We start from the raw sequence: 22813 nt of genomic DNA, 5'->3' as shown, positions 1-22813 counted from the left end.
AAAAACAGGTCAATGACCGGGCAGCCTTGGCTGCCCGGCAGTTATCAAGCGACAGTGGTGCGCCGTTCGAGCAACGCTTGCAGCTGATCGAGCAACTCGTCGCCGCGCATCAGTTCGTAGTGCCCGCCGGCCAGTAAACGGTCGACGCCGTGGCGCCCGACCTGGGCGGCAAACACCTCGCGTTCATCGTCGCGTTCAGCCACCCACCAGCGATGCGCCGCCACTTGAGCCATCGGCAATTGCCGCTGGGCCAGCGCCAGTTGCTTGAGCGCAGCACCGGTGACGAAGATCCGCGTGAACTCATCGGCGCCCAACGCGGCATCGCCGCTGGAACCGTGCATGGCGGCCTCGATGACTGCCGCGGCGGCGGCTTGTTCGTTGAGGCCAGCGGCTTTTTCAGCCATCAGCACCTGAGCCTCTTCGAGCGACAGGCCGAGCACAAACTTCAGGAAGTCCGCGAGGTCTTCACGCCAGTCTCCCGCCTCGGCGGTGCCGGCCACGTAGCTGTCGACCAGACCGGCAAACGCGACGGTTTCGCCCTGGCTTTCCAGCGCGTGGGCCACCAGTTGCACCAACGCCCCGCCCAGCGACCAGCCCAACAGGTAATACGGGCCTTCCGGTTGCTGCGCACGAATGCGCTGGGCGTAGGCCTGGGCCATCGCCAGCAACGACTCATCCTGCCATTGCGGGTCGAGCAGCATCCGGCATTGCAGGCCGTAGACTGTGCGCCGACCTTCCAGACGCCGGGCCAGCGGCTCGTAATCGAACACCGTGCCGAAACCGGCGTGCAGGCAGAACAACGCCGGCACATGGCTGAGGCGACTATTGAGCGCCAGCAGCGGATCCGGCGCAGTGGCCGTCTCCTGCGCCTGATAGCCGCTGAGTTCGGCGATGCACGGCTTCTGCATCAGATCGCGTAGCTTCAGTTCGAAACCCAGTTGCGGTTGACTGCGCACCCGCGAAATGACCTTGAGCACCTGCAACGAGTCGCCACCGAGTTCGAAGAAGTTATCGTCGATGCCGATTTGCGGCACCCCGAGGACTTCCTGCCAGATCGTTGCCAGTGCTTGCTCCAGCGCATTGCGCGGGGCGCGATAGCCACCCAGCGCCCACTCCGGTTGTGGCAACGCCCGACGGTCGATCTTGCCGTTGGCCGACAGCGGGAAGCGCTCCAGCACCATGATCCGGGCCGGCACCATGTAGTCGGGCAACTGCGCCTGCAGCTCAGCCTTGATGCGCCGATCCAGACCGGTCACACCTGCCGCGACCACGTAGCCCACCAACTGCTTGCCGGTCGGCGTGTCGTGCACCACCACGGCGGCATCCAGCACCCCGGCGCATTCACGCAAGCGTGCTTCGATTTCGCCGAGTTCGATGCGGAAGCCGCGAATCTTCACCTGCTGGTCGAGACGCCCGAGGTAGTCGATCAAGCCGCATTCACGCTGGCGCACCAGGTCGCCGGTGCGGTACATGCGGCCGCCCGCCTCGAACGGATCGGGAATGAAGCGTTCGGCGCTCATGCCCGGACGCTGGTGGTAACCGCGCGCCAGACATTCGCCGCCCAGATACAACTCGCCACTGACCCCGGCCGGCAACGGATTGAGGTCGGCGTCGAGCACGTACAAACCACGCCCGGCCACGCCACGGCCAATCGGCGCATAGGCCGCCTCGCAGCGTTCGCTGGCTTCGGCTCGCCACAGCAGCGGCGTGACCACGGTTTCGGTCGGGCCATAGCCGTTGACCAGACGCTGTGGCCGCAGGGCACGCTTGACCTGTTCGAAACTGGCTTCCGGCACCGCATCACCGCCAAAGCAATACACCTGCACCGCTGGCGGATTGCCCAGACGCTCAGCCACTTCGGCCATCTGTTGCAGGTAGGCCGGCGGGAAGCAGGCGACGGTGACCTGATGACGTTCCAGCACTTGCAGGGTCTGCTCCGGCGTCCACAGATTGTCCTCGCGAACCACCAGACTGCCACCGGCCAGCAACACGCTCAGCCAACGCTCCTGAGCACCGTCGAAGGCAAATGACATGAAGTGCAATTCACGGCTGTCCGGCACCAGTTCGTACAGGTCGATGATGCCGCGGCAATGCCGGGCAATCGGTCCGCGCGCCACCGCCACGCCTTTGGGCTGGCCGGTGGAACCGGAGGTGTAGATCAGGTACGCGAGGTGCCCTGCCAGCGGCTGGGACAACGGGCATTGCGAATTGTTGTCGTGCGGCATTTGATCGAGCAACAGGCGCGGCACGTTGTCGGCCAGGGTCAGGCGCTCACCCAGATCGCTGTCGCAGAGCAACAGGCTGGCCGCCGAATCGTCAAGCATGTAGGCCAGACGCTCCGGCGGATACGCCAGGTCCAGCGGCAAGTACGCCGCGCCAGCCTTGAGCACCGCGAGGAACGCAATGATCGTGCGTTCCGAGCGCGGCAATGCCACCGCCACCAGACTTTCCGCACCGATGCCACGCTCGATCAATTGCGCGGCCAGGCCATTGGCCCGTGCTTCTAGCTCGGCGTAGCTGACTTCACGATCCTCACAGAACAGCGCGGTTTTCTGCGGCTGGTTGCGCACGTGCTCATTGAAGCTATGCAACAGATCGCTGTCGTCGGCCGATGCTTGTGGCAGGCCCGGACGCGCGCCCGGCAGACCGAGATTGCCGATCAGGCAGTGCTCATCTTCCGGCAGAGTGCGCAGCAAACCTTCCAGTTGCGCGCGGATCTGCTCGACCTCGGCGTCACTGAAGCGATCGCGCAGGTACAGGTATTCGACCTCCAGGCCGTCTTCGTTGGCGCTGACCATCAAGTCCATCGGCACGTTGGTGACGCCGGCGCTGCCGACTTCGGCAAAGCGCAACTCGCCCTCCTCGCCACCGCGCAAGGCACGATCAACCGGATGGTTTTCGAACACGATGATGCTGTCGAACAGGCCCTGGCCACCGAGTCCGGCCCAGCGCTGAATGTCCGACAACGGCGTGTGTTCATAGTCACGTACGGTCAGGTTGTAGTCCTGCAATTCACGCAACCACTCGCCCAACGGCTGTTGCGGGTCGAGGGTCTGGATCACCGGCAAGGTGTTGATGAACAGGCCGAGCATTTCCTGCGCACCCGGCAGGCCAGTCGGGCGCCCCGCCACCGTGGCGCCGAACGCCACGCTGCGCTGGCCGCTGTGACGTTGCAACAGCAGCAGCCAGGCGGCCTGCACCAAGGTGTTGAGGGTCACGCGCTGACGCTTGGCAAAACCGTGCAGTTTGCGTGTCGCTTCGGCGTCGAGATCGGTGTACATCACGCCGTGCCCGGAACCGGTCGCACCGCTGGCCTTGGCCAGAATCGTCGGCGCTTCCAGCAGCGCCAGACGCTCGCGCCAGAAGCCTTCGGCCTGCGCGCTGTCCTGACGTTGCAGCCAGCCGATGTAATCGGCGTAACGGCCATTGAGTGCCGGCAGGCTGGCGTGGTGATACAGGCGCAGCATCTCGCCGAGCAGGCGCGACGCACTCCAGCCGTCGAGCAACAGGTGATGGTAGACCCAGATCATCTGATAACGCTCAGCGTCCAGACGCACCAGCACAAAACGCATCAGCGGCGGGCAGCTCAGGTCGAAACCCTTGGCCTGCTCGGCAGCGGCCAGTTCGCTCAGCGCCTGTTCGGTGTCGCTGCGCTCGCGCCAGTCGAGTTCTTCGATTGGCAGCTCGACATCGGCGAACACCGCCTGCAGCGGATCGGCCAGGCCGTCGCGCCAGCGGAACGCCGCACGCAGCACCTCATGGCGCTTGATCAAGGTTTGCCAGGCTGCACGGAAACGCGGCACCTGCAAGCCGTCCACCGCCACGCTCAACTGGTTGACGTAGGGGTTCAGTTCCGGTGAATCCAGGCAATGGAACAACATGCCCTGCTGCATCGGCGACAGCGGATACAGGTCCTGCAGCCCTTCGCGAGCGGCGACGTCGATGTGCGGCACCAGTGCGAACGGCGCGACGGTCGGCGCCTCGCTCAAGGTCGCTTCACGAGTGACCGCCACGGCTGCCAATGCACGGATGGTCTGCTGTTCGAACAACTGCTTCGGACTGAACACCAACCCGCGTTGCCCGGCGCGGCTGACCGCTTGCAGAGAGATGATCGAGTCACCGCCCAGCTCGAAGAAGTTTTCGGTAACGCCCAGCGCGTCCAGGCCCAGCAGCTCCTGCCAGATCTCCACCAGCAGCGCTTCGGCCGGTGTCGCGGCCGGCACCTGGTCCTGACTCTGGCGCGCGACGTCCGGTGCCGGCAAGCCCTTGCGGTCGAGCTTGCCATTGGGGGTCAGCGGCAATGCCGCCAGGCACATCAGGTGCGCCGGCAACATGTGCGCCGGCAGACGGCTGCGCAGGTGTGCGGTCAACGCGGCCTGCAGATCCTGCTCGTTGGCCAGTGGATCGCGCGGCACGATGTAGCCGACCAACTGGCGGCTCACCGGTCCGTCACGATCGATCACCAGAGCTTCGCGCACGCCTTCGTGCTCAAGCAGGCAGGCTTCGATTTCACCCAGTTCGATGCGGAAACCGCGAATTTTCACTTGCTGGTCGATACGGCCCAGGTATTCCACCACGCCGTCGGCACGAAAGCGCGCCAGGTCACCACTGCGATACAGGCGCGCACCCGGCACGAACGGATCCGGCACGAAACGCTCGGCGGTCAGGTCCGGACGCTGGTGATAACCCCGGGCCACGCCCTCGCCGCCCAGGTACAGCTCACCGGCCACACCCACCGGCAATGGCTGCAAGCCGCCGTCAAGAATGTAGGCGCTGCGGTTACCCACCGGCCGGCCGATCGGCATGAAGGCCGAGTCGAATTCAGTGTCCGAGTAGGCCAGCCAGATCAGCGGCGTGATCACGGTTTCGGTCGGGCCGTAACCATTGATCAGGCGCTTTGGTTGCAGCACCTGCTGAACTTCGTCGAACGCATGCTTGGGCATGCCCTCGGCGCACGGCGTGTAGGAACGGATCGGCAGCTCTCGCCCCGCTTCGCCCATGAAATCGGCGATCTGCAGCAGATAGCTTGGGGTGAAGCAGGCGATAGTGATGCCGTGCTGCTGGATTTCCGCGCAGGTGCGCTCAACGCTCCACAACTCATCGTCACGCGGCATCACCGCCGAACCGAACACCAACGGCGTCAACCAGCGTTCGTGGGCGCCGTCGAAACTGATCGAGGCAAACTGCAACTCGCGATCCTCGGGGGTCATGCCGTACAACTCGCCGATCGCCAGGCAGTGCATCGCCAGCGGGCCGTGGGCCACGCTGACGCCTTTCGGCCGTCCGGTGGAACCCGAGGTGTAGATCAGGTACGCAAGGTTTTCCCCGCAGGTCAGGTTGACCGGGTTGCTGTCGGCCATCATCTCCAGCGGCTCGCGGTCGATGTCCAGCACCGGCAGATCGTCCGGCAGCGCCAGTGTTTCCCGCAGCCACGATTGGCTGAGCATCAGCACAATGCCGCTGTCCTGCATCAGGTATTGCAGGCGCTCGGCGGGGTACGCCGGGTCGAGCGGCACGTAGGCACCACCGGCCTTGAGGATCGCCAGCAGGCCGACGATCATTTCCGGCGAGCGCTGCATCGCCAGGCCGACCCGCACCTCCGGGCCGACACCGAGGTTGCGCAGGCGATGGGCCAGGCGATTGGCGCGGCGGTTGAGCTCGGCGAAGGTCAGCTCCACTTCGCCAAAAATCAGCGCCGTGGCCTGCGGCCGGATCTCGGCCTGGGCTTCGATCAGTTGATGCACGCACAGCGGATTTTCGTTCGCGGCAAAGGCCGGGTTCCAGGTATGCAATTGCTGCACGCGCTCGCTGGCGGTCAGCAAATCCAGTTCGCTCAAGGCGCCCTCGGGTGCATCGACCATTGCATTGAGCAACGCCGCCAGATGCGCGCTCATGCGGGCGATGGCCTCGGCGCTGAAGTGGCCGCACTGGTAGCTCCAGTTCAGGCTCAGGGTGTTTTCCGCGGTGGCCGCCAGGGTCAGCGGGAAGTTGGTGCGTTCATGGTTCTGCGGGATCGAGAAGCTCAGGCCGGCCGGCGCGCCCTGTTGCAAGGCCTCGGCCACCGGGAAGTTTTCGAACACCAGCAGGCTGTCGAACAATGGCTCACCGGCACGTCCGGCCCAGCGCTGAATATCGCCCAGCGCGGTGAACTCGTGCTCACGCAGCTCCAGGTTCTGCGCCTGCAAACGGCTCAGCCACTGGCTGACGGTTTCCACCGCGTCCGGGCAACTGATCACCGGCAAGGTGTTGATGAACAGGCCCAACTGGCTCTCCGCTCCCGGCAGGTCCACCGGGCGCCCGGCAACGGTCGCACCGAACGCCACGCAACGCTGGCCGCTGTAGCGTTGCAGCAGCAGCGCCCAGGCGCCTTGCAGCAAGGTGTTGAGGGTGACTTTCTGCTGACGGGCGAACTCGCTCAGGCGCTGGGTCGCGGCCACGTCGAAGCGCTGCAGATGGTCGGCAAAAGCCTGGCTGTCCGACTGTTTCAGATCGCCATGCGCCAGGCTCTGGGCCAACAGGGTCGGGTTGTCCAACGGCGCCAGTTGCTCCAGCCAGAAGCGCTCGTCAGCCTGTGCATCCTGGCGTTGCAGCCAGCCGATGTAATCGGCAAACCGCCCGCTCGGGGACTGCACCGCTTCCCCGGCATAACGCTGCAGCACTTCACTGAGCAGCAGCGAGTTGCTCCAGCCATCGAGCAGCAAATGGTGGTGGGTGTAGATCAATTGCTGACGCTGATCGTCCAGCCGCACCAGGGTCAAACGCATCAGCGGCGCCTGAGCCGGGTCAAGTTGCAGACGCTCGCTGTCGATCAGTTGCGCCAGCGCCTCGGCCTGATCGGCACGGCCACGCCAGTCCAGGCAACGGAACGGCAGTTGCAGCTGACGATGCACCAGTTGCACCGGCGCCTCGAAACCCTGCGGGAAGTGGAAACTGCTGCGCAGAATCGGATGCGCATCGATCACCGCCTGCCAGGCCTGCCCCAGTCGCTCGGCGTCCAGCCCCTTGGCCTCGACATTGAGTTGATTGACATAGGCGCCGGACGCCGACTCGAACAGGCTGTGAAACAGCAGGCCGGCCTGCATCGGCGACAGCGGGTACAGGTCCTCGATCTGCGTCGCCGTCACCGGCAAGCCATCGAGTTGCGCCTGATTCAAACGTGCGAGCGGGAAATCCGCCGGAGTCACGCCACCGGCCTCATCGCTCAGGCAGTGCTCGATCAGCGCCAGCAACTCTTGGCGATAGTCTGCCGCCAGTTGTTCGATTTCAACGTAGTCAAAGCATTCGCGGCTGAAGGTCCAGTCCAGCTTCAATTCACCGCCATACACCTGACCGTCCACCGACAACCAGTTGGGCAACGGTGCATCGGCCGCTTGCGCAGCGCCGCTGGCTTCGCTGGCGGGGCTGAACAGCGCGTCCTCGGCAAAACTCTGGTCGAACTGCCCCAGGTAGTTGAACGTCACCCGCGCCTGCGGCAATTCGCTCAGCGCCGTCTGGGCCGCGGCATCGCCCATGTAGCGCAGCAGCCCGTAACCCAGGCCTTTGCCGGGGATCTCGCGCAACTGCTGTTTGATCGCCTTGATCGAACCGGCGATGTCCGCCGTCGGCGTCAGGCACACCGGGAACAGGCTGGAGAACCAGCCGACCGTGCGGGTCAGGTCGATGTCGTCGAACAGGTCTTCGCGACCATGCCCTTCGAGCTGGATCAGCGCCGACGCGTTACCGCTCCAGCGACTCAGGGTACGGGCCAGCGCGGTCAGCAGCAGGTCATTGACCTGGGTGCGATAGGCGGCCGGTGCCTGTTGCAGCAAACGACGGGTCTGCTCGCGGTCCAGCGCAATGCTCACGCCCTGACGCAAATGCCCGGCCTGACTGGCCTGAGCATTGGCCGCCGGCAAGCGGTCGCTGGCCTGGCCCAGTTGCGCCTGCCACCACGCCAGTTCAGCGAGCGCCGCCTCACTGCGCGCATAGTCTTGCAGCTTCAGCGCCCAGGTCTGGAACGCGCTGGTCTTGGCCGGCAGTTCCTTGTCCTGATAAGCCGCCTGCAAGTCTTCCAGCAACACCCGCCAGGAGACCCCATCCACCGCCAAATGGTGGATCACCAGCAACAGTCTCTGGCTGCCGTCGGCCTGCGCGATCAAGGCGATGCGCAGCAACGGGCCGTCCTGCAGGCTCAGGCTGCGCTGGGCTTCTTCGCACACCGATTCCAGCGAGGCATCGCTGGCGACCCGGGCAGTCCAGAGCATGTCGATGACGTCGGCACTGTCGGCACCCACGTAGCGCGCCGACCACTGACCGTCGACCTGGCTGAAGCGCAGGCGCAAGGCGTCGTGTTGTTTGAGCAGACGTTGCAACGCCGTTTGCAGGCGCGGCAGTTCCAGCGGCTGACGCGGTGCCAGCAGCACCGCCTGATTCCAGTGCTGGCGTTGCGGGATCGGCTCGTCGAAAAACCAGCGCTGAATCGGCGTCAGCACCTGCCCGCCCTCCACCGGCCCCTGTGGAGCCAGCGGTGCGGCCTGGACCTTGACCACGGCGGCCAGCGCCTGCAGCGTCTGCTGCTGGAACAGATCACGCGGTTGCAGGCTCAGGCCGGCGCGGCGGGCGCGGCTGACCACCTGAATCGAGATGATCGAGTCGCCGCCCAGCTCAAAGAAGTTGTCCTGACGCCCGACCTGCTCGACGCCGAGCACGTCCTGCCAGATCTGCGCCAGCGCTTGTTCGTGCGTGGTTTGCGGTGCCTCGAACGCACGCTGGCTGACTTGCAGCGTGGGCGCCGGCAGACGCTTGCGTTCGAGTTTGCCATTGGGGCTGAGCGGCATCTGCTCGATCAGCACGGTCTGCGCCGGCACCATGTAGTCCGGCAGGCTCGCCAGCAAATGCGTTTTCAGGGTTTCGCGCCAGGCATTCTGCCGCGTGAGATCGGCATTGGGCAGCGCCCGATCCTGCGGCACCACGTACGCCACCAGTTGCTTGCCGCTCGGCCCGTCCAGCGCCAGCACCACCGCGTCCTGAACTTCGGGGTGTTCTTGCAGGCGCGCTTCGATCTCGCCGAGTTCGATACGCAGCCCGCGAATCTTCACCTGATGGTCGATCCGGCCGCAGTACTCGATGGCCCCGTCGGTACGGTAACGCGCCAGGTCACCGGTGCGGTACAGACGCTCGCCGCTGCCGAACGGGTCGACAACAAACCGTTCGGCGGTCAACGCGCCGCGTCGATGGTAACCGCGAGCCAGGCCGATACCGCCCAGGTACAACTCACCCACGGCGCCCAGCGGCAATGGCTGCAATTCGCTGTCGAGAATCAAGGTGCGCAGGTTGGCAATCGGAAGACCGATCGGCACGCTGTCACGACCCTCTTCCACGCAGGTCCAGTGGGTCACGTCGATGGCCGCTTCGGTCGGGCCATAGAGGTTGTACAGATTGGCTTGCGGCAGGCTGCGCAGGGTCTGGCGCTGCAACTCCATCGGCAACGCTTCGCCGCTGCAGATGATCCGCGTCAGCGAAGTGCAGGCCAGCGACTCGTCGGCGCTGATGAACGCCGAGAGCATCGACGGCACGAAGTGCAGCGTGGTGATCGACTGTTCGACGATCAGCGCAGCAAGACGCTGCGGATCGCGATGCTCGCCAGGCGCGGCAATGACCAGTGTCGCGCCCTTCATCAACGGCCAGAAAAACTCCCAGACCGACACGTCGAAACTGAACGGGGTCTTCTGCAGCACCCGGTCGCTCAGTTGCAGGTTGTAGGCCTGCTGCATCCATTCCAGACGGTTGTGCAGCGCCACATGACGGTTGCCGGCGCCCTTGGGCTTGCCGGTGGAACCGGAGGTGTAAATCACATAGGCGAGGTTTTCCGCCAGCGCAAAATTGGGCAAGTCGCTGTCCGGCAGTTCGCTCAGCCAGTCGGCATCCGCATGCAGGCACAGAGTGCGCACCGAGTCCGGCGTCGGCAGTTGCGCCAGCAGATGCTCCTGGGTCAGCAGCAAGGAAATGCCGCTGTCTTCGATCATGTAGCTCAGGCGATCGAGCGGGTATTCCGGGTCCAGCGGCACATAGGCGCCGCCGGCCTTGAGAATCGCCAGCAAGCCGACGACCATTTCCAGCGAGCGCTCGCAGGCGATCCCGACGATCACTTCCGCACCGACGCCTTGCGCACGCAGGTGATGGGCCAGACGGTTGGCGCGCCGGTTCAGTTCGGCATAACCGAGGCTCTGGCCCTGGAACACCAGCGCCGTCGCGTCAGGTTGCCGTGCTGCATGCGCTTCGAAGTGGCGCTGCACACAGACCTCGCCAGGGTACGTCTGCGCGGTGTCATTGAGTTCATCGAGAATGTGCAGACGCTCCTCCGCGTCCAGCAGCGGCAGCTCGGCCAGCGGGCATTGCGGGTTCGCCAGCGCCCCGGCCAGCAGATTGCGCCAATGCCGGGCCAGGTGTTCGATGCGCTCGGCGTCGAACAGATCGGTGGCGTAGGTCAGGCTGGCGAACAACTGGTCGCCGACTTCCTGAGTATCGAGTTGCAGATCGAACTGGGTGGTCGGCGTCGTGGTGTTCAGCGCCTCGACCCGCAGCCCGGCGAGCAAACCACCGACGGCGCTCGCTTTGGTCTGTTGATGGTTGAACATCACCTGGAACAGCGGGCTGTGGCTGAGGCTGCGATCGCCTTGCAGCGCCTGCACCAGACGCTCGAACGGCAAGTCCTGATAGTCCTGCGCGTCCAGCGAGGCGGTGCGGGTCTGCTCGAGCAACTGGCTGAAGGTCTGACGCCCATCGACCTCGACACGCATCACCTGGGTGTTGACGAAGAAGCCGATCAGGCCACGGGTTTCGGCGCGGTTGCGGTTACCGATCGGCACACCGATGCGCAGGTCCGACTGCCCGCTGTAGCGATAGAGCAAAGCCTGGAAACTGGCCAGCAGCAACATGAACGGGGTGACACCGGCCTGTTTCGCCAAGGACATCAGACCGGCAGCCAGATCGGCCTCCAGGGCGAATTCCAGGCGTGCACCGCGCTGGCTTGGCTGGGCCGGACGCGGACGGTCGGTAGGCAGTTCCAGCAGCGGCTGCTCGCTGCCCAGGGTCTCGCGCCACCAGTTCAACTGGCGCTCCAGCTCGCCGGCTTCCATCCAGCGGCGTTGCCAGGCGGCGTAGTCCGAATACTCGATCGGCAACGCCTCAAGCTGCGCGTCCTGGCCCTGCGAATGGCCGGCATACAGGCGCGAGAATTCTTCGATCAGCACGCCCATCGACCAGCCGTCGGTGACGATGTGGTGCAGGGTCAATACCAGCACGTGGTCTTCGGTATCCAGTTGCAACAGGCTGACGCGCAACAGCGGACCGTGCTGCAAATCGAAAGGCCGGGCAATGTCCGCTTGCACCTGACGCAGGGCGCAGGCCAGACGCTCGGCCGCTGGCTGCGCGCGCAGGTCATGCCGTTCGATCGGCAGCGAGGTCACCGCCGCCAAGGTTTGCCTGACCTGACCGTCGTCTTCGACGAAGCGGCTGCGCAGGCTCTGGTGACGCTCCAGCAGCACGTCGAAACTGTGTTGCAGCGCAGCGACGTTCAGCGGCCCTTGCAGACGCAGGACAGCAGGAATGTTGTAGGCGGCGCTCTGTGGGTCAAGCTGCCAGAGAAACCACTGGCGTTGCTGCGCGTACGACAGTTCGAACGCCGTTTGTGGCTCGGCGGCTGGCGGGATCGGCAGTTGGCCGAAGCTCACGCCCTGCTCTTGCATGCGTTGCAGAAATTCGCGGCGCTTGTCTGCCGGCAACGCGGCAAAACGGGTAGCGATGCGCCAGGCGGTAGTGTGTTCCATCAGTTGATCTCCATCTCGTCGAGAAGCGACTCAAGCGCATCCAGACGTGCATCGTTGTCAGTCGGGGCGAGTTGCCCGGCCATGGCGGCATAAGCCTGAAGGTCGCTGGATTCGAACAGCGCACGCAGCGCCAGCTCGATGCCCAGTTCCAGCTCCACACGGGCGCTGGCCTGGGCGGCGAGCAGCGAGTGCCCGCCCAATTCAAAGAAGTTGTCGCGTCGCCCGACCTGCGCCACGCCCAGCACGTCGGCCCAGATCGCCGCCAATTGCCGTTCGAGGTCGCCTTCGGGAGCTTCATAAGGACGCTGCAGGGCCTGGGCATCGGGCGACGGCAGGGCCTTGCGGTCGAGCTTGCCGTTGCTGGTCAGCGGCAAGGCATCGAGCAGCAACCAGTGGCTCGGCACCATGTAGTCCGGCAGATCGACCTTGAGCGCCGCGCGCAGGTCGTCACGCCAGGCGATCGGGTCGGCCGGGGGTTGCTCGGCCACCACGTAGGCGCACAGTTGCGGCCCGCCCTCGTCGTCGTGCACGCTCAGTACCGCGTGGCGCACGCCGGGTTGCGCGAGCAGCGCGGCCTCGATCTCTCCCAGTTCGATGCGAAAGCCACGGATCTTCACTTGCTGGTCGATGCGCCTCAGGTAGTCGATGCTGCCGTCGTGCCGCTGGCGCGCCAGATCGCCGCTGCGATACAGGCGCTGCGCGGCATCGAACGGGCTCGGCACAAAACGCTCGGCGGTCAGGTCGAAGCGTCCGTGGTAACCGCGCGCCAGGCCTGCACCGGCGATGTACAACTCGCCCGCCACGCCCACCGGCACCGGTTGCAACTGGCTGTCGAGCAAGTACCAGCGCAGGTCGCGAATCGGCAGGCCGATCGGGCTCTGCGCCTTGCCGTCGAGGTCCGCCAGGCGGATCGCACGGTAGGTGACGTGCACCGTGGTTTCGGTGATGCCGTACATGTTCACCAGGGTCGGTTGTTGATCGCCGAAGCGCTCGAACCATGGCCGCAGGCTCGCCACTTCCAGCGCTTCACCACCAAAAATCACCTGGCGCAGGGCAAGGTGGCGCGGACTGGCGCAGGCAATCGGCAACAGTTGGCGGAACGCGGTCGGGGTCTGGTTCAACACCGTCACACCTTCGTCGCACAGCAGGCGATGGAACTCCTGCGGCTCGCGGCTGATGTAATACGGCACGATCACCAGACGCCCGCCGGTGCACAGCGCACCGAACAGTTCCCACACCGAGAAATCGAACGCGTAGGAATGGAACAGGGTCCAGACATCGTCCGCGCCGAAGTTGAATTCACCGGCGGTCGCGCTCAACAGGCGCCCGACGTTGGCGTGGCTGAGCAACGCCCCTTTTGGCCGACCGGTGGAGCCCGAGGTGTAGATCACATAGGCGAGATTGTCCGGGCTGCTCAGGCTCGGCAGATCGTCCGCGCTGTAGGCGTCCAGCGCCAGCGCGTCGAGGCACAGCACCTGCACCGTATCGCGCGCCGGCAAGCCGTCGCGCAGGTGTTGCTGAGTCAGCAGCAAGGTGATGCCGCTGTCTTCGATCATGTAGCTCAGGCGCTCTGCCGGGTATTGCGGATCGAGCGGCACGTAGGCACCACCGGCCTTGAGAATCGCCAGCACACCAACCACCAGCGGCAACGCACGCTCGGTGGCGATACCGACCCGCACTTCCGCACCGACACCCTGCTCGCGCAGCTTGCGCGCCAGGCGGTTGGCCTGGGCATTCAGTGCGGCATAACTCAGGCATTCGCCCTCGTAGACCAGCGCAATCGCCTGCGGACGCAGCGCGACCTGTGCTTCGAACAACTGGTGCAGGGTCGGCGACGGCGGTTGCACCTCGAACCGCGGGTTCCACTCGGCGATCAACGCCTGACGCTCGGCGCTCGGCAGCAATGGCAACTCGGCCACTCGCTGCTGCGGATCAGCCGCCACCGCGCGCAGCAGGTTCAGCCATTGCTCGGCGAAGCGCTGCATCGAGGCCGGGTCATACACGTCGGTGGCGTAGGTCAGGCTCGCGTCCAGCGTGTCGCCCTGCTCCTGCGTGTCGAGGACCAGGTCGAACTGCGTGGTGGTTTGCTGCCAGTGCAGACGCTCGACCTGCAAATCGGCCACCGTGCGCTCGACACTGGCGCCCAGTTGCTGCTGATGGTTGAACAGCACCTGGAACAACGGGCTGTGATTGAGGCTGCGCTCCGGCTGCAACGCATCGACCAGTTGCTCGAACGGCAGGTCCTGATTGGCCTGCGCCTGCAACGCCACCTGTTTGATCTGTTGCAGCAGGCTGCTGAAGGATTGCTGACCGTCGATCTCGGCACGCAGCACCTGGGTGTTGATGAAGAAGCCGATCAGGCCTTCGGTTTCCAGGCGCGAACGGCCCGCACTCGGCACGCCGACATTGATCGACGCCTGCCCGCTCTGGCGGTGCAACACGGTTTGCAGGCTCGCCAGCAACAACATGAACAAGGTCACTTGCTGCGCCTGTGCGCATTCACGCAGCGCCGCCAGCAATGGCGCATCAACGTTCAGCAACAGGCTGGCACCACGTTCGCTGCGGCGCGCCGGACGGCTCAACTCACTTGGCAGCTCAAGCGGCGCCTGACTGCCGGCCAGGCGCTCGCGCCACTGACCGAGCTGACGCTCGCCCTCGCCCGCTTCCAGCCAGTCGCGCTGCCAGAGCGCGTAATCGCTGTAGCTCACCGGCAGTTGCTTGAGGTCGGCGGCACGCCCTTCGACAGCGGCCTGATACAGCGCACTGAACTCATCGACCATGATCTGCATCGACCAGCCATCGGCGGCGATGTGGTGCACGGTCAGCACCAGCACATGTTCCTCGGCGCCGAGCTGCAGCAACAGCATCCGCCACAACGGGCCGTTGCGCAGGTCGAACGGCCGGGCGATTTGCGCGGCGATAGCCGCGTCGAGGGACGCCGCGTCGATCTGATGCTGATCGAGTTGCAGCGGCAACTGCGCATGCAGCCGTGGCTGCGCCTGCTGCCCGTCCTGTTCGAAGGTGGTGCGCAAGCTGGCGTGGCGTGCCTGCAATTGCTCGAACGCCAGACGCAACGCTGCTTGATCCAGGCGGCCCTTGAGGCGCAAAGCGGCAGGAATGTTATACGCCGGGCTCTGCGGATCCAGCTGCCAGACAATCCACTGCCGCTGCTGGGCGTAGGACAGCACCGCAGGCCGGTCACTGGCCGCAGGCTGCAACACCGGTTGCGCGCTGCCGCTGGCCAGCGCGGCGCGCTCGGCAAATTCGGCCAGGCTGGCCGCCGAGAACAGGCTGTTGACCGGCAACTCCAGGTGCAGTTGCTGGCGCACTCGCGAGATCACTTGCAGCACCAGCAGCGAATGGCCGCCGAGCGCAAAGAAGTTGTCCTCACGACCCACGCGCTCGACCTGCAATACCTCCTGCCAGATCTGCGCCAGCTGCGTTTCCAGCCCTTGGGCCGGGGCCACAAACTCGCGCTGAGCGGTGCCGGCGCAAACTCGTGGCAAGGCGCTGCGATCGAGTTTGCCGTTGTTGTTGAGCGGCAGCGCGGTCATCAGCACCAGATGGCTCGGCACCATGTAATCCGGCAACGACTGGCGCAGGGCCGCGTCAAGGGTTTCTCGGTACTGCGCCTCATCGGCCAGCACGCCGCTGGCCACGATATAGGCCACCAGCTGCGCACCGTCCTGAGCGATGACCGCTGCATCCCGCACATCGGCACGTGCTTGCAGGCAGGCTTCGATCTCACCCATTTCGATGCGCAAACCGCGAATCTTCACTTGGTGGTCGATACGCCCGACGTACTCCAGATCGGCGTTGGCGTTGTAGCGCGCCAGGTCGCCGCTGCGGTATAGACGTGCGCCCGGCTCGACGGCAAACGGGTCCGGCAGGAAGCGTTCGGCGGTCAGCGCCGGACGGTCGAAATAGCTTTGCGCCAGACAGGCCGGCGCGCCGATGCACAGCTCGCCGATGCCGCCGGCTGGCAGCAATTGCCCGGCGCTGTCCAGCACATACAGAGCACGCCCGGGGATGGCGCGGCCGATCGGCACACCGAAGCTGTCGCTGGCGTCTTCCAGACGGCAATCCTGCACGCTGGACACCACGGTGGCCTCGGTCGGGCCGTAGGTGTTGAGCAAACGCACATGGCCCTGGCCGGCCTGATGCCAGAGGCGCAGGCCCTCGACGGACATCGCCTCACCGCCGACGTGCACCTGGCGCAATTCGCCCAGGGTGCTGATCGCGCCGCTCGCGCACTCGCGGGCCAGCAAGTACCAGTAGGCGGCCGGCAAGTCGGCCACGGTGACGCCATGGCGCACGATTTCGCTGGCCAGTTGCCCGGCATCCCACAGCGCGTCGCCGCGCATGATCAACGCGGCGCCGACGCACAACGCCGGGAAGCACTGTTCAACGAAACCGTCGAAACTGAACGTGGCGAACTGCAACACGCGGTCCGCCGACGACAGCCGCGAATACTCGGCAGCGCTCTGGCAGAACTCTCGCAGCGCGCCCTGGGCAATCGCCACGCCTTTTGGTTGACCGGTGGAGCCGGAGGTGTAAATCACATAGGCCAGATCCTGCGCGTCAGCCTGCGTGAGCGGGTCGTTGTCGGCAAAACCGGCGCTGTCATCCAGCACCAGACGCACCACCGACGGCAACGACAGATCCTCCAGCAGGCCCGACTCGCACAGCAGCACGTCGAGGCGGCTGTCGTCGATCATGTAGCGCAGGCGCTCGCCCGGGTATTTGGGGTCCAGCGGCACATACGCCGCGCCGCTCTTGAGCACCGCCAGCAGGCTGACGATCAACTGCGGGCCGCGGTTCAACGCCAGTCCCACGCGGGTGCCGGGGCCGGCACCATGAGCGATCAGACGATGGGCCAGACGATTGGCCTGCGCGTTGAGCTGGCCGTAGCTCAAGGTCTGGCCGTCGACCAGCAATGCCAGTGCCTGGGGGGTGGCCGCGGCGCGGGCGGCGATCTGTTCGTGGGCCAGACGCGAGTCCTGCAACGCCACCACGGGCGCTCGGCTGACCGCCAGCAATGGCGCCTGGCCGTCGGCATCGAGCAGCGCCAGCGAACCCAGGGCGACATCGGCACTGCTGACCAACTGATTCAGCAGGTGCTGCAGATTGGCCGACAACGTCGCCACTTGATCGGCACTGAAACGCGCGCTGTCGTAGCTGAAGTCGAGGGTCAGGGTCGCGCCGATTTCGACACCCAGCGTCAGTGGATAGTGAGTGCGTTCATGGTTGTGCAGATTGCTGAACGAGAGCCCCGCCGGTGCGCCCTGTTTCAGCGCCTCGGCCACCGGGAAGTTTTCGAACACCAGCAGGCTGTCGAACAGCGCACCACCCTGCTGACCGGCCCAGCCTTGAATGTCATACAGCGGCACGTGCTCGAAATCGCGCATGGCCAGGTTCAGGCCCTGCAGGTCGCCGAGCCATTGGCTGACGGACTGTTGTGGATTGGGCGCGCACACCAGCGGCAAGGTGTTGATGAACAGGCCGAGCTGTTGCTCGATCCCCGCCAACGGTGCCGAACGCCCAGCCACCGTGGCGCCGAACGCCACGCAAGCGTGGCCGGTATAGCGTTGCAGCAACAGGCCCCAGGCGCCTTGCAGCACCGTGTTGAGGGTGACTTTCTGCTGGCGGGCGAACTCACCAAGGCGCAGGGTCGCGTGGCTATCGAGGACCACGCGATGCTCCGCACAGCCCTCGCCCGCCACCGGCGCACGCAAGGCGTCGGCGAGCAACGTCGGCGCTTGCAGCGGTGCCAGTGTGGTCTTCCAGAACTGCTCGCCAGTGCTGGCCGACTGCGCTTGCAGCCACGCCAGATAATCGCGGTATTGCCCGAGCGGGGCCGGCAACGCCTGACCGGTGCTGTAGTGCTCGATCACTTCGGCGAGCAACTGCGCGTTGCTCCAGCCGTCCATCAGAATGTGGTGGCTGGTGTAGATCAGGTGCCAGTCAGCCGTGCCGCTGCGCACCAGCTTCAACCGCAACAGCGGCGCGCACTCCAGAGCGAAACCCTGCGCGCGTTCGGCATCGGCCAATGCGTCGGTGTCGGTCAGTTCAAGCACTTCCAACGGCAACACCACGTTACGCTCGATCGCCTGATGCGCCGCGTCGAGGCCATGCCAGTGGAAGCTGCTGCGCAGAATCTGATGACGCTCCAGCGCCGCCTGCCACGACTGGGCAAACCGCTGTGGATCGAGGCCGTGAATGTCCAGGCGCAACTGGCTGATGTAGGCGCCGACTTGCGGCTCGTACAGGGTGTGAAAGAGCATGCCTTGCTGCATCGGTGACAGCGGATACAGATCCTCGAGTTGCCCGGCCGATAGCGGCAGCGCATCCAGTTGCGCCTGCGTCACGCGAGCCAGCGGGAAGTCCGACGGCGTCGCCTGCGGCGCGTCAAGGGCACAGCAGTGCTCGATCAGCGCGTTCAACTCGCTGGCGTACTCATCGGCCAGGCGCTGCACGGTGGCGCGGTCGAACATCTGGCTGCTGAAGCCCCAGTTCATCGACAGCTCGCCGCCGTACACCTGACCTTCGACGGTCAGCCAGTTGGCCAGCGGCGCCGACGGATCCTGAGCGACCCCGCCGCCTTCGCTGGACGGCACGAACAGCGCCGCCTCGTCGAACTGACGGTCGAATTGCCCGAGGTAGTTGAAAGTGATGCGCGGCTTGGCCTGAGCGGCCAGCGTCGCTGCCGTCTGCTCATCGCCCAGATAACGCAGCGCGCCGTAGCTCAGGCCTTTGTCCGGCACTGCGCGCAACTGTTCCTTGATGGTTTTGATCGAGGCGCCGAGGGTGTCCGCCGGCACCAGATTGACCGGGAACAGGCTGGTGAACCAGCCGAGGGTGCGGGTCAGGTCGATGTCGTCGAACAGGTCTTCGCGGCCATGGCCCTCCAGTTGAATCAGGCTGGCGGTGTGACCGCTCCAGCGGCAGACCACCCGGGCCAACGCGGTCAGCAGCAGGTCGTTGACCTGAGTGCGATAGGCCGCCGGTGCCTGTTGCAGCAACTTGCGGGTTTGCTCGGCGCTGAAGGTCAGCTCGATTTTCTGCTCGTGGCGGTTTTCCAGTGAGCCCTGCGGCCGCTCGCACGGCAAGTCGTCCTGCGCCGCTTCGCGCAGTTGCGTCTGCCAGTAGTCGAAGCTCTGCGCGAAGTTCGGCAAGTGGCCTTGCAGGCGTGCGACCCAGTGCTGATAGGCGCTGGTCTTGCCCGGGAAGGCGATGGCCGTGCCGTTCAACGCCTGGGCATAGGCTTGCTGCAAGTCCTCCAGCAGCACCCGCCACGAAACGCCGTCGATCACCAGGTGATGGGCCACCAGCAGCAAGCGCTGACTGCCGTCGGCGAAGTCCACCAACAGCGCGCGCAGCAACGGCCCGCGACTCAGATCAAGGCTGCGCTGAGCTTCGTCGCACAGCGCCTTGAGGTCTTGCGTGGAGGCGGCGTTGCGCTGCCACAGCACCGACTCGTCGGACAGCACTGCATAGGCCTGTTGCCAGCTGTCGGCATTCAAGGTGTAGCGCAGGCGCAAGCCGTCGTGATGATTGACCAGTTGCTTGAGCGCACGATCCAGCGCCTCGGCGTTCATTGCCTGTTGTGGCACCAGCAACAGCGACTGGTTCCAGTGCTGGCGCTGGGCGATGTCCTGCTCGAAGAACCAGCGCTGAACCGGCGCCAGTGCGACCGCACCCACGACAGGCCCCTGATCGATCGAGCGCTGTTCACCGTGCCGCGCAACTTGCGCCAGGCTGCGGATGGTCTGGTACTGGAACAGCTCTTTGGGGCTGAGGACGATCCCGGCCTGCCGTGCCCGGCTGACCACTTGCATCGACACGATCGAGTCGCCGCCCAGTTCGAAGAAGTTGTCTTCCAGGCCGACGTTATCCAGCGACAGTACGTCCTGCCAGATCGCCGCCAGGGCTTTCTCCATGACGCTGCGCGGTGCCACGTGTTCACGCTGCTGCTGGCGTCCGTCGACCGCCGGCAAGGCCTTGCGGTCGAGTTTGCCGTTAGGGGTCAGCGGCAATTGTTCGAGGAACAGCAGGTACGCCGGCACCATGTAATCCGGCAGGTGCTGACGCAGCGCCGCTTTCAGGGTTTCGCGCAGGCTCGCCTGTGCATCGGCATCTGCTGCCAGCACCGAGGTGTCGGTCGGCACGATGTACGCCACCAGTTGCTGACCATTGGCGCCGTCCTGTGTCAGTACCGCCAGTTCGCGCACGGTGTCCTGCTGCAACAGCCGCGCTTCGATTTCACCGAGTTCGATACGGAAACCGCGCACCTTCACCTGATGGTCGATTCGCCCGACGTATTGCAGCGCGCCATCCGCCTGATAACGGGTCAGGTCGCCAGTGCGGTACAGCCGCTCGCCGGTCGCGGAAAACGGGTTCGGCACGTACTTTTCTGCGGTCATTGCCGCACGCCCCAGATAACCCCGGGTGATGCCGGCGCCGGCCAGATACAGTTCAGCGGCCACACCCTGCGGCACCGGTTGCAGATCGGCGTCCAGCAAGTAGCTGGCGGTGCCGGTCAACGGCCGGCCGATGTTCGCCGCACCTCCCGCCTCGCGGCGCGTCCAGGTCGAGTACGTGGTGTCTTCCGAAGGCCCGTACAGATCAAACACCTGCTCGACCGCGCTCTGCTGATACAACGCCTCGACCAGACTCTGCTTCAACGGCTCGCCCGCGAGGTTGATGATGCGCACGCTCGAAGCGATGGCGCCGTCGCGCAGCAAGGCATTGATGGCCGACGGCACGGTGTTGATCAGGCGCACCTGATCGCGCGCCGGCAGTTGCGGCAGCTCAAGGGCGTTGCGCGCGATGATCAGCGAGCCACCGTTGGCGAGGGTGACAAACAGCTCCCACACCGACAGGTCGAAGCACACTGAAGTCGAGGCCAGCACACCCTGAATGTCATCACGGCTGTAGACGCTGCGCGACCAGTCGATCAGCGCCTGCACGTTGCGGTGTGCGATGGCCACGCCTTTCGGTTTGCCGGTCGAGCCGGAGGTGTAGATCACGTAGGCCAGGTTATCCGGCGACACGGCGCTGACCGGGGCATGGCCTGGGTACGTCGCCAGCTCGGCTTCGATCACGTCGAGCAGCAACACTTGCGTGTCAGCGCCCGCCGCTAGCGTTTGCGCGATGGCGTGCTCGGTCAGCAGCACGCGCGCGCGGCTGTCTTCAAGCATGTAGGCCACGCGATCGGCCGGGTAGTCCGGGTCCAGCGGCACATAGGCACCCCCGGCCTTGAGCACGGCGAGCAAAGCCACCAGCAGGGTGTCGGAACGCTGCATGGCGACGCCGACCCGCACCTCCGGACCGACCCCGCACTCGATCAGTTTGTGCGCCAGGCGATTGGCCCGAGCGTCGATGTCGGCGTAGCTGAATGCCTGCTCACCGAACGTCACTGCCAGCGCCTGCGGCTGGCTGGCGACCTGTTGCTCGATCAACCGATGGATGCACGACGCTTCGGCAGATTCGGTATTCGCCAGGTTCCAGTCGTGGACGATCCGTTGATACTCGGCACTCTCCAGCAGCGGCAGATCACTGATGCGCTGGCGGCTGTCCTCGACCATGCCGCGCAACAGGTTGAGCCAGTGTTGCGCCATGCGCTCAATGGTCTGCGGGTCGAACAGATCGTTGGCATAGGTCAGCGCGGCGTGCAGTTTGCCGGCCTTCTCATAGGTGTCCAGGGTCAGGTCGAACTGGGTGGTGCGGCCCTGCCATTCGATCACGCCCAGCTCCAGCCCGGAGGCGGTGCTGACGGTGCTGATGTCGGCGACTTGCGGCTGATGGTTGTACATCACCTGGAACAGCGGCGTGTGGCTGAGGCTGCGTTCCAGTTTCAGCGCTTCGACCAGACGCTCGAACGGCAGGTCCTGATGGGCCTGGGCACCGAGCGCGGTTTCCTTGATCGCACGCAGCAGCTCGTCGACGCGAGTCTGGCCATCCAGCTCGGTGCGCAGCACCTGAGTGTTGACGAAGAAGCCGATCAGGCCTTCGATTTCGCCACGATTACGGTTGGCAATCGGCACGCCGACGCGGATATCGGCCTGCCCGGTGTAGCGATGCAGCAGCACGTTAAATGCGCCGAGCAACAGCATGAACAAGGTGATGCCGTGCTGCTGGGCGGTGCCGCGCAGTTGTTCGGCCAACGCGCCATCGATGGCGAATTCGTAGCGCGTGCCGCGATAGCTCGGCATCGCCGGGCGCGGGTGATCGGTGGGCAATTCCAGTACCGGATGCTCAGCACCCAGTTGCGCCTGCCAGTAATCGAGCTGCCGCGCCTGTTCGCCGGCTTCCAGCCAGCGGCGCTGCCACAGGGCGTAGTCGCTGTACTGGATCGGGAGCGGCGCCAGTTGCACCGGCTGGCCGGCATCAAACGCGTCGTAGCAACGAATGAATTCGTCGATCAGCACGTTCATCGACCAACCGTCGGAAACGATGTGGTGCAGGGTCAACAGCAGCACATGTTCCTGCGCGTCGAGCTTGAGCAGCTTGATCCGCAGCAGCGGGCCCTCGCCCAGATCGAACGGCAGCAGTGACTGCTGCTGGGCAGCGTCGGCGACCGCAAGCTCACGTTCGGCCGGGGTCAAGCCGGTGAAGTCCACCTGTTCGATCAGCAGTGGTGCCGTCGCCGGCACTTGCAGCAGGCTGTCGTCGGCCTGGCGCTGGAACACCGTGCGCAGGGTTTCGTGACGCTCGACCAGATGGGCGAAGGCCTGCTCCAGTGCCGTCAGGTTCAAGTGCCCGGTCAGGCGCACCGCGCCCGGCAGGTTGTAGGCGCCGCTGTGCGGATCGAGCTGCCAGAGAAACCACATGCGCTGCTGTGCGTAGGACAGCGCCTGCCGGTCATCGGCCTCGACCCCCTGCGGGATCGGAAAGCGGGCGAAATCCACGCCCTCCTTGTGCAAGGCCGCGAGGAACATCTGGCGCTTTTCCAGGGGCAACCCGATAAACCGGCGAGCAAGTTTCAAGGAGTCTTCAGCATTCAT

At 65.2% G+C, this 22813-nt stretch carries 2 protein-coding genes; both read right to left on the bottom strand.

All coding sequences use genetic code 11. The annotated features are described in order from the left end of the window. Nucleotides 1-44: 44 nt before the first annotated feature. Nucleotides 45-11807 carry an amino acid adenylation domain-containing protein gene (locus tag AC1UK9_RS09965; protein ID WP_482579945.1) on the bottom strand — a complete coding sequence of 3921 codons (11763 nt, stop codon included), beginning with the start codon at nt 11805-11807 and terminating at the stop codon, nt 45-47. Beyond that, on the bottom strand, nt 11807-22813 hold the full coding sequence (locus tag AC1UK9_RS09960) for an amino acid adenylation domain-containing protein (RefSeq protein ID WP_482579944.1): 11007 nt from the start codon (nt 22811-22813) through the stop codon (nt 11807-11809). Before AC1UK9_RS09960 ends, AC1UK9_RS09965 begins: the two co-directional genes overlap by 1 nt.

It is taken from the genome of Pseudomonas sp. AK-TSAG1-1 (assembly GCF_056821665.1).
Note: the sequence above shows the minus strand (reverse complement) of the source record. Positions and strands in the feature narration are given on the sequence as shown.

Coding starts and splice junctions, on each gene's coding strand:
- AC1UK9_RS09965 (WP_482579945.1), bottom strand. CDS start 11,807: ATGGAACACACTACCGCCTGGCGCATCGCTACCCGTTTTGCCGCGTTG.
- AC1UK9_RS09960 (WP_482579944.1), bottom strand. CDS start 22,813: ATGAATGCTGAAGACTCCTTGAAACTTGCTCGCCGGTTTATCGGGTTG.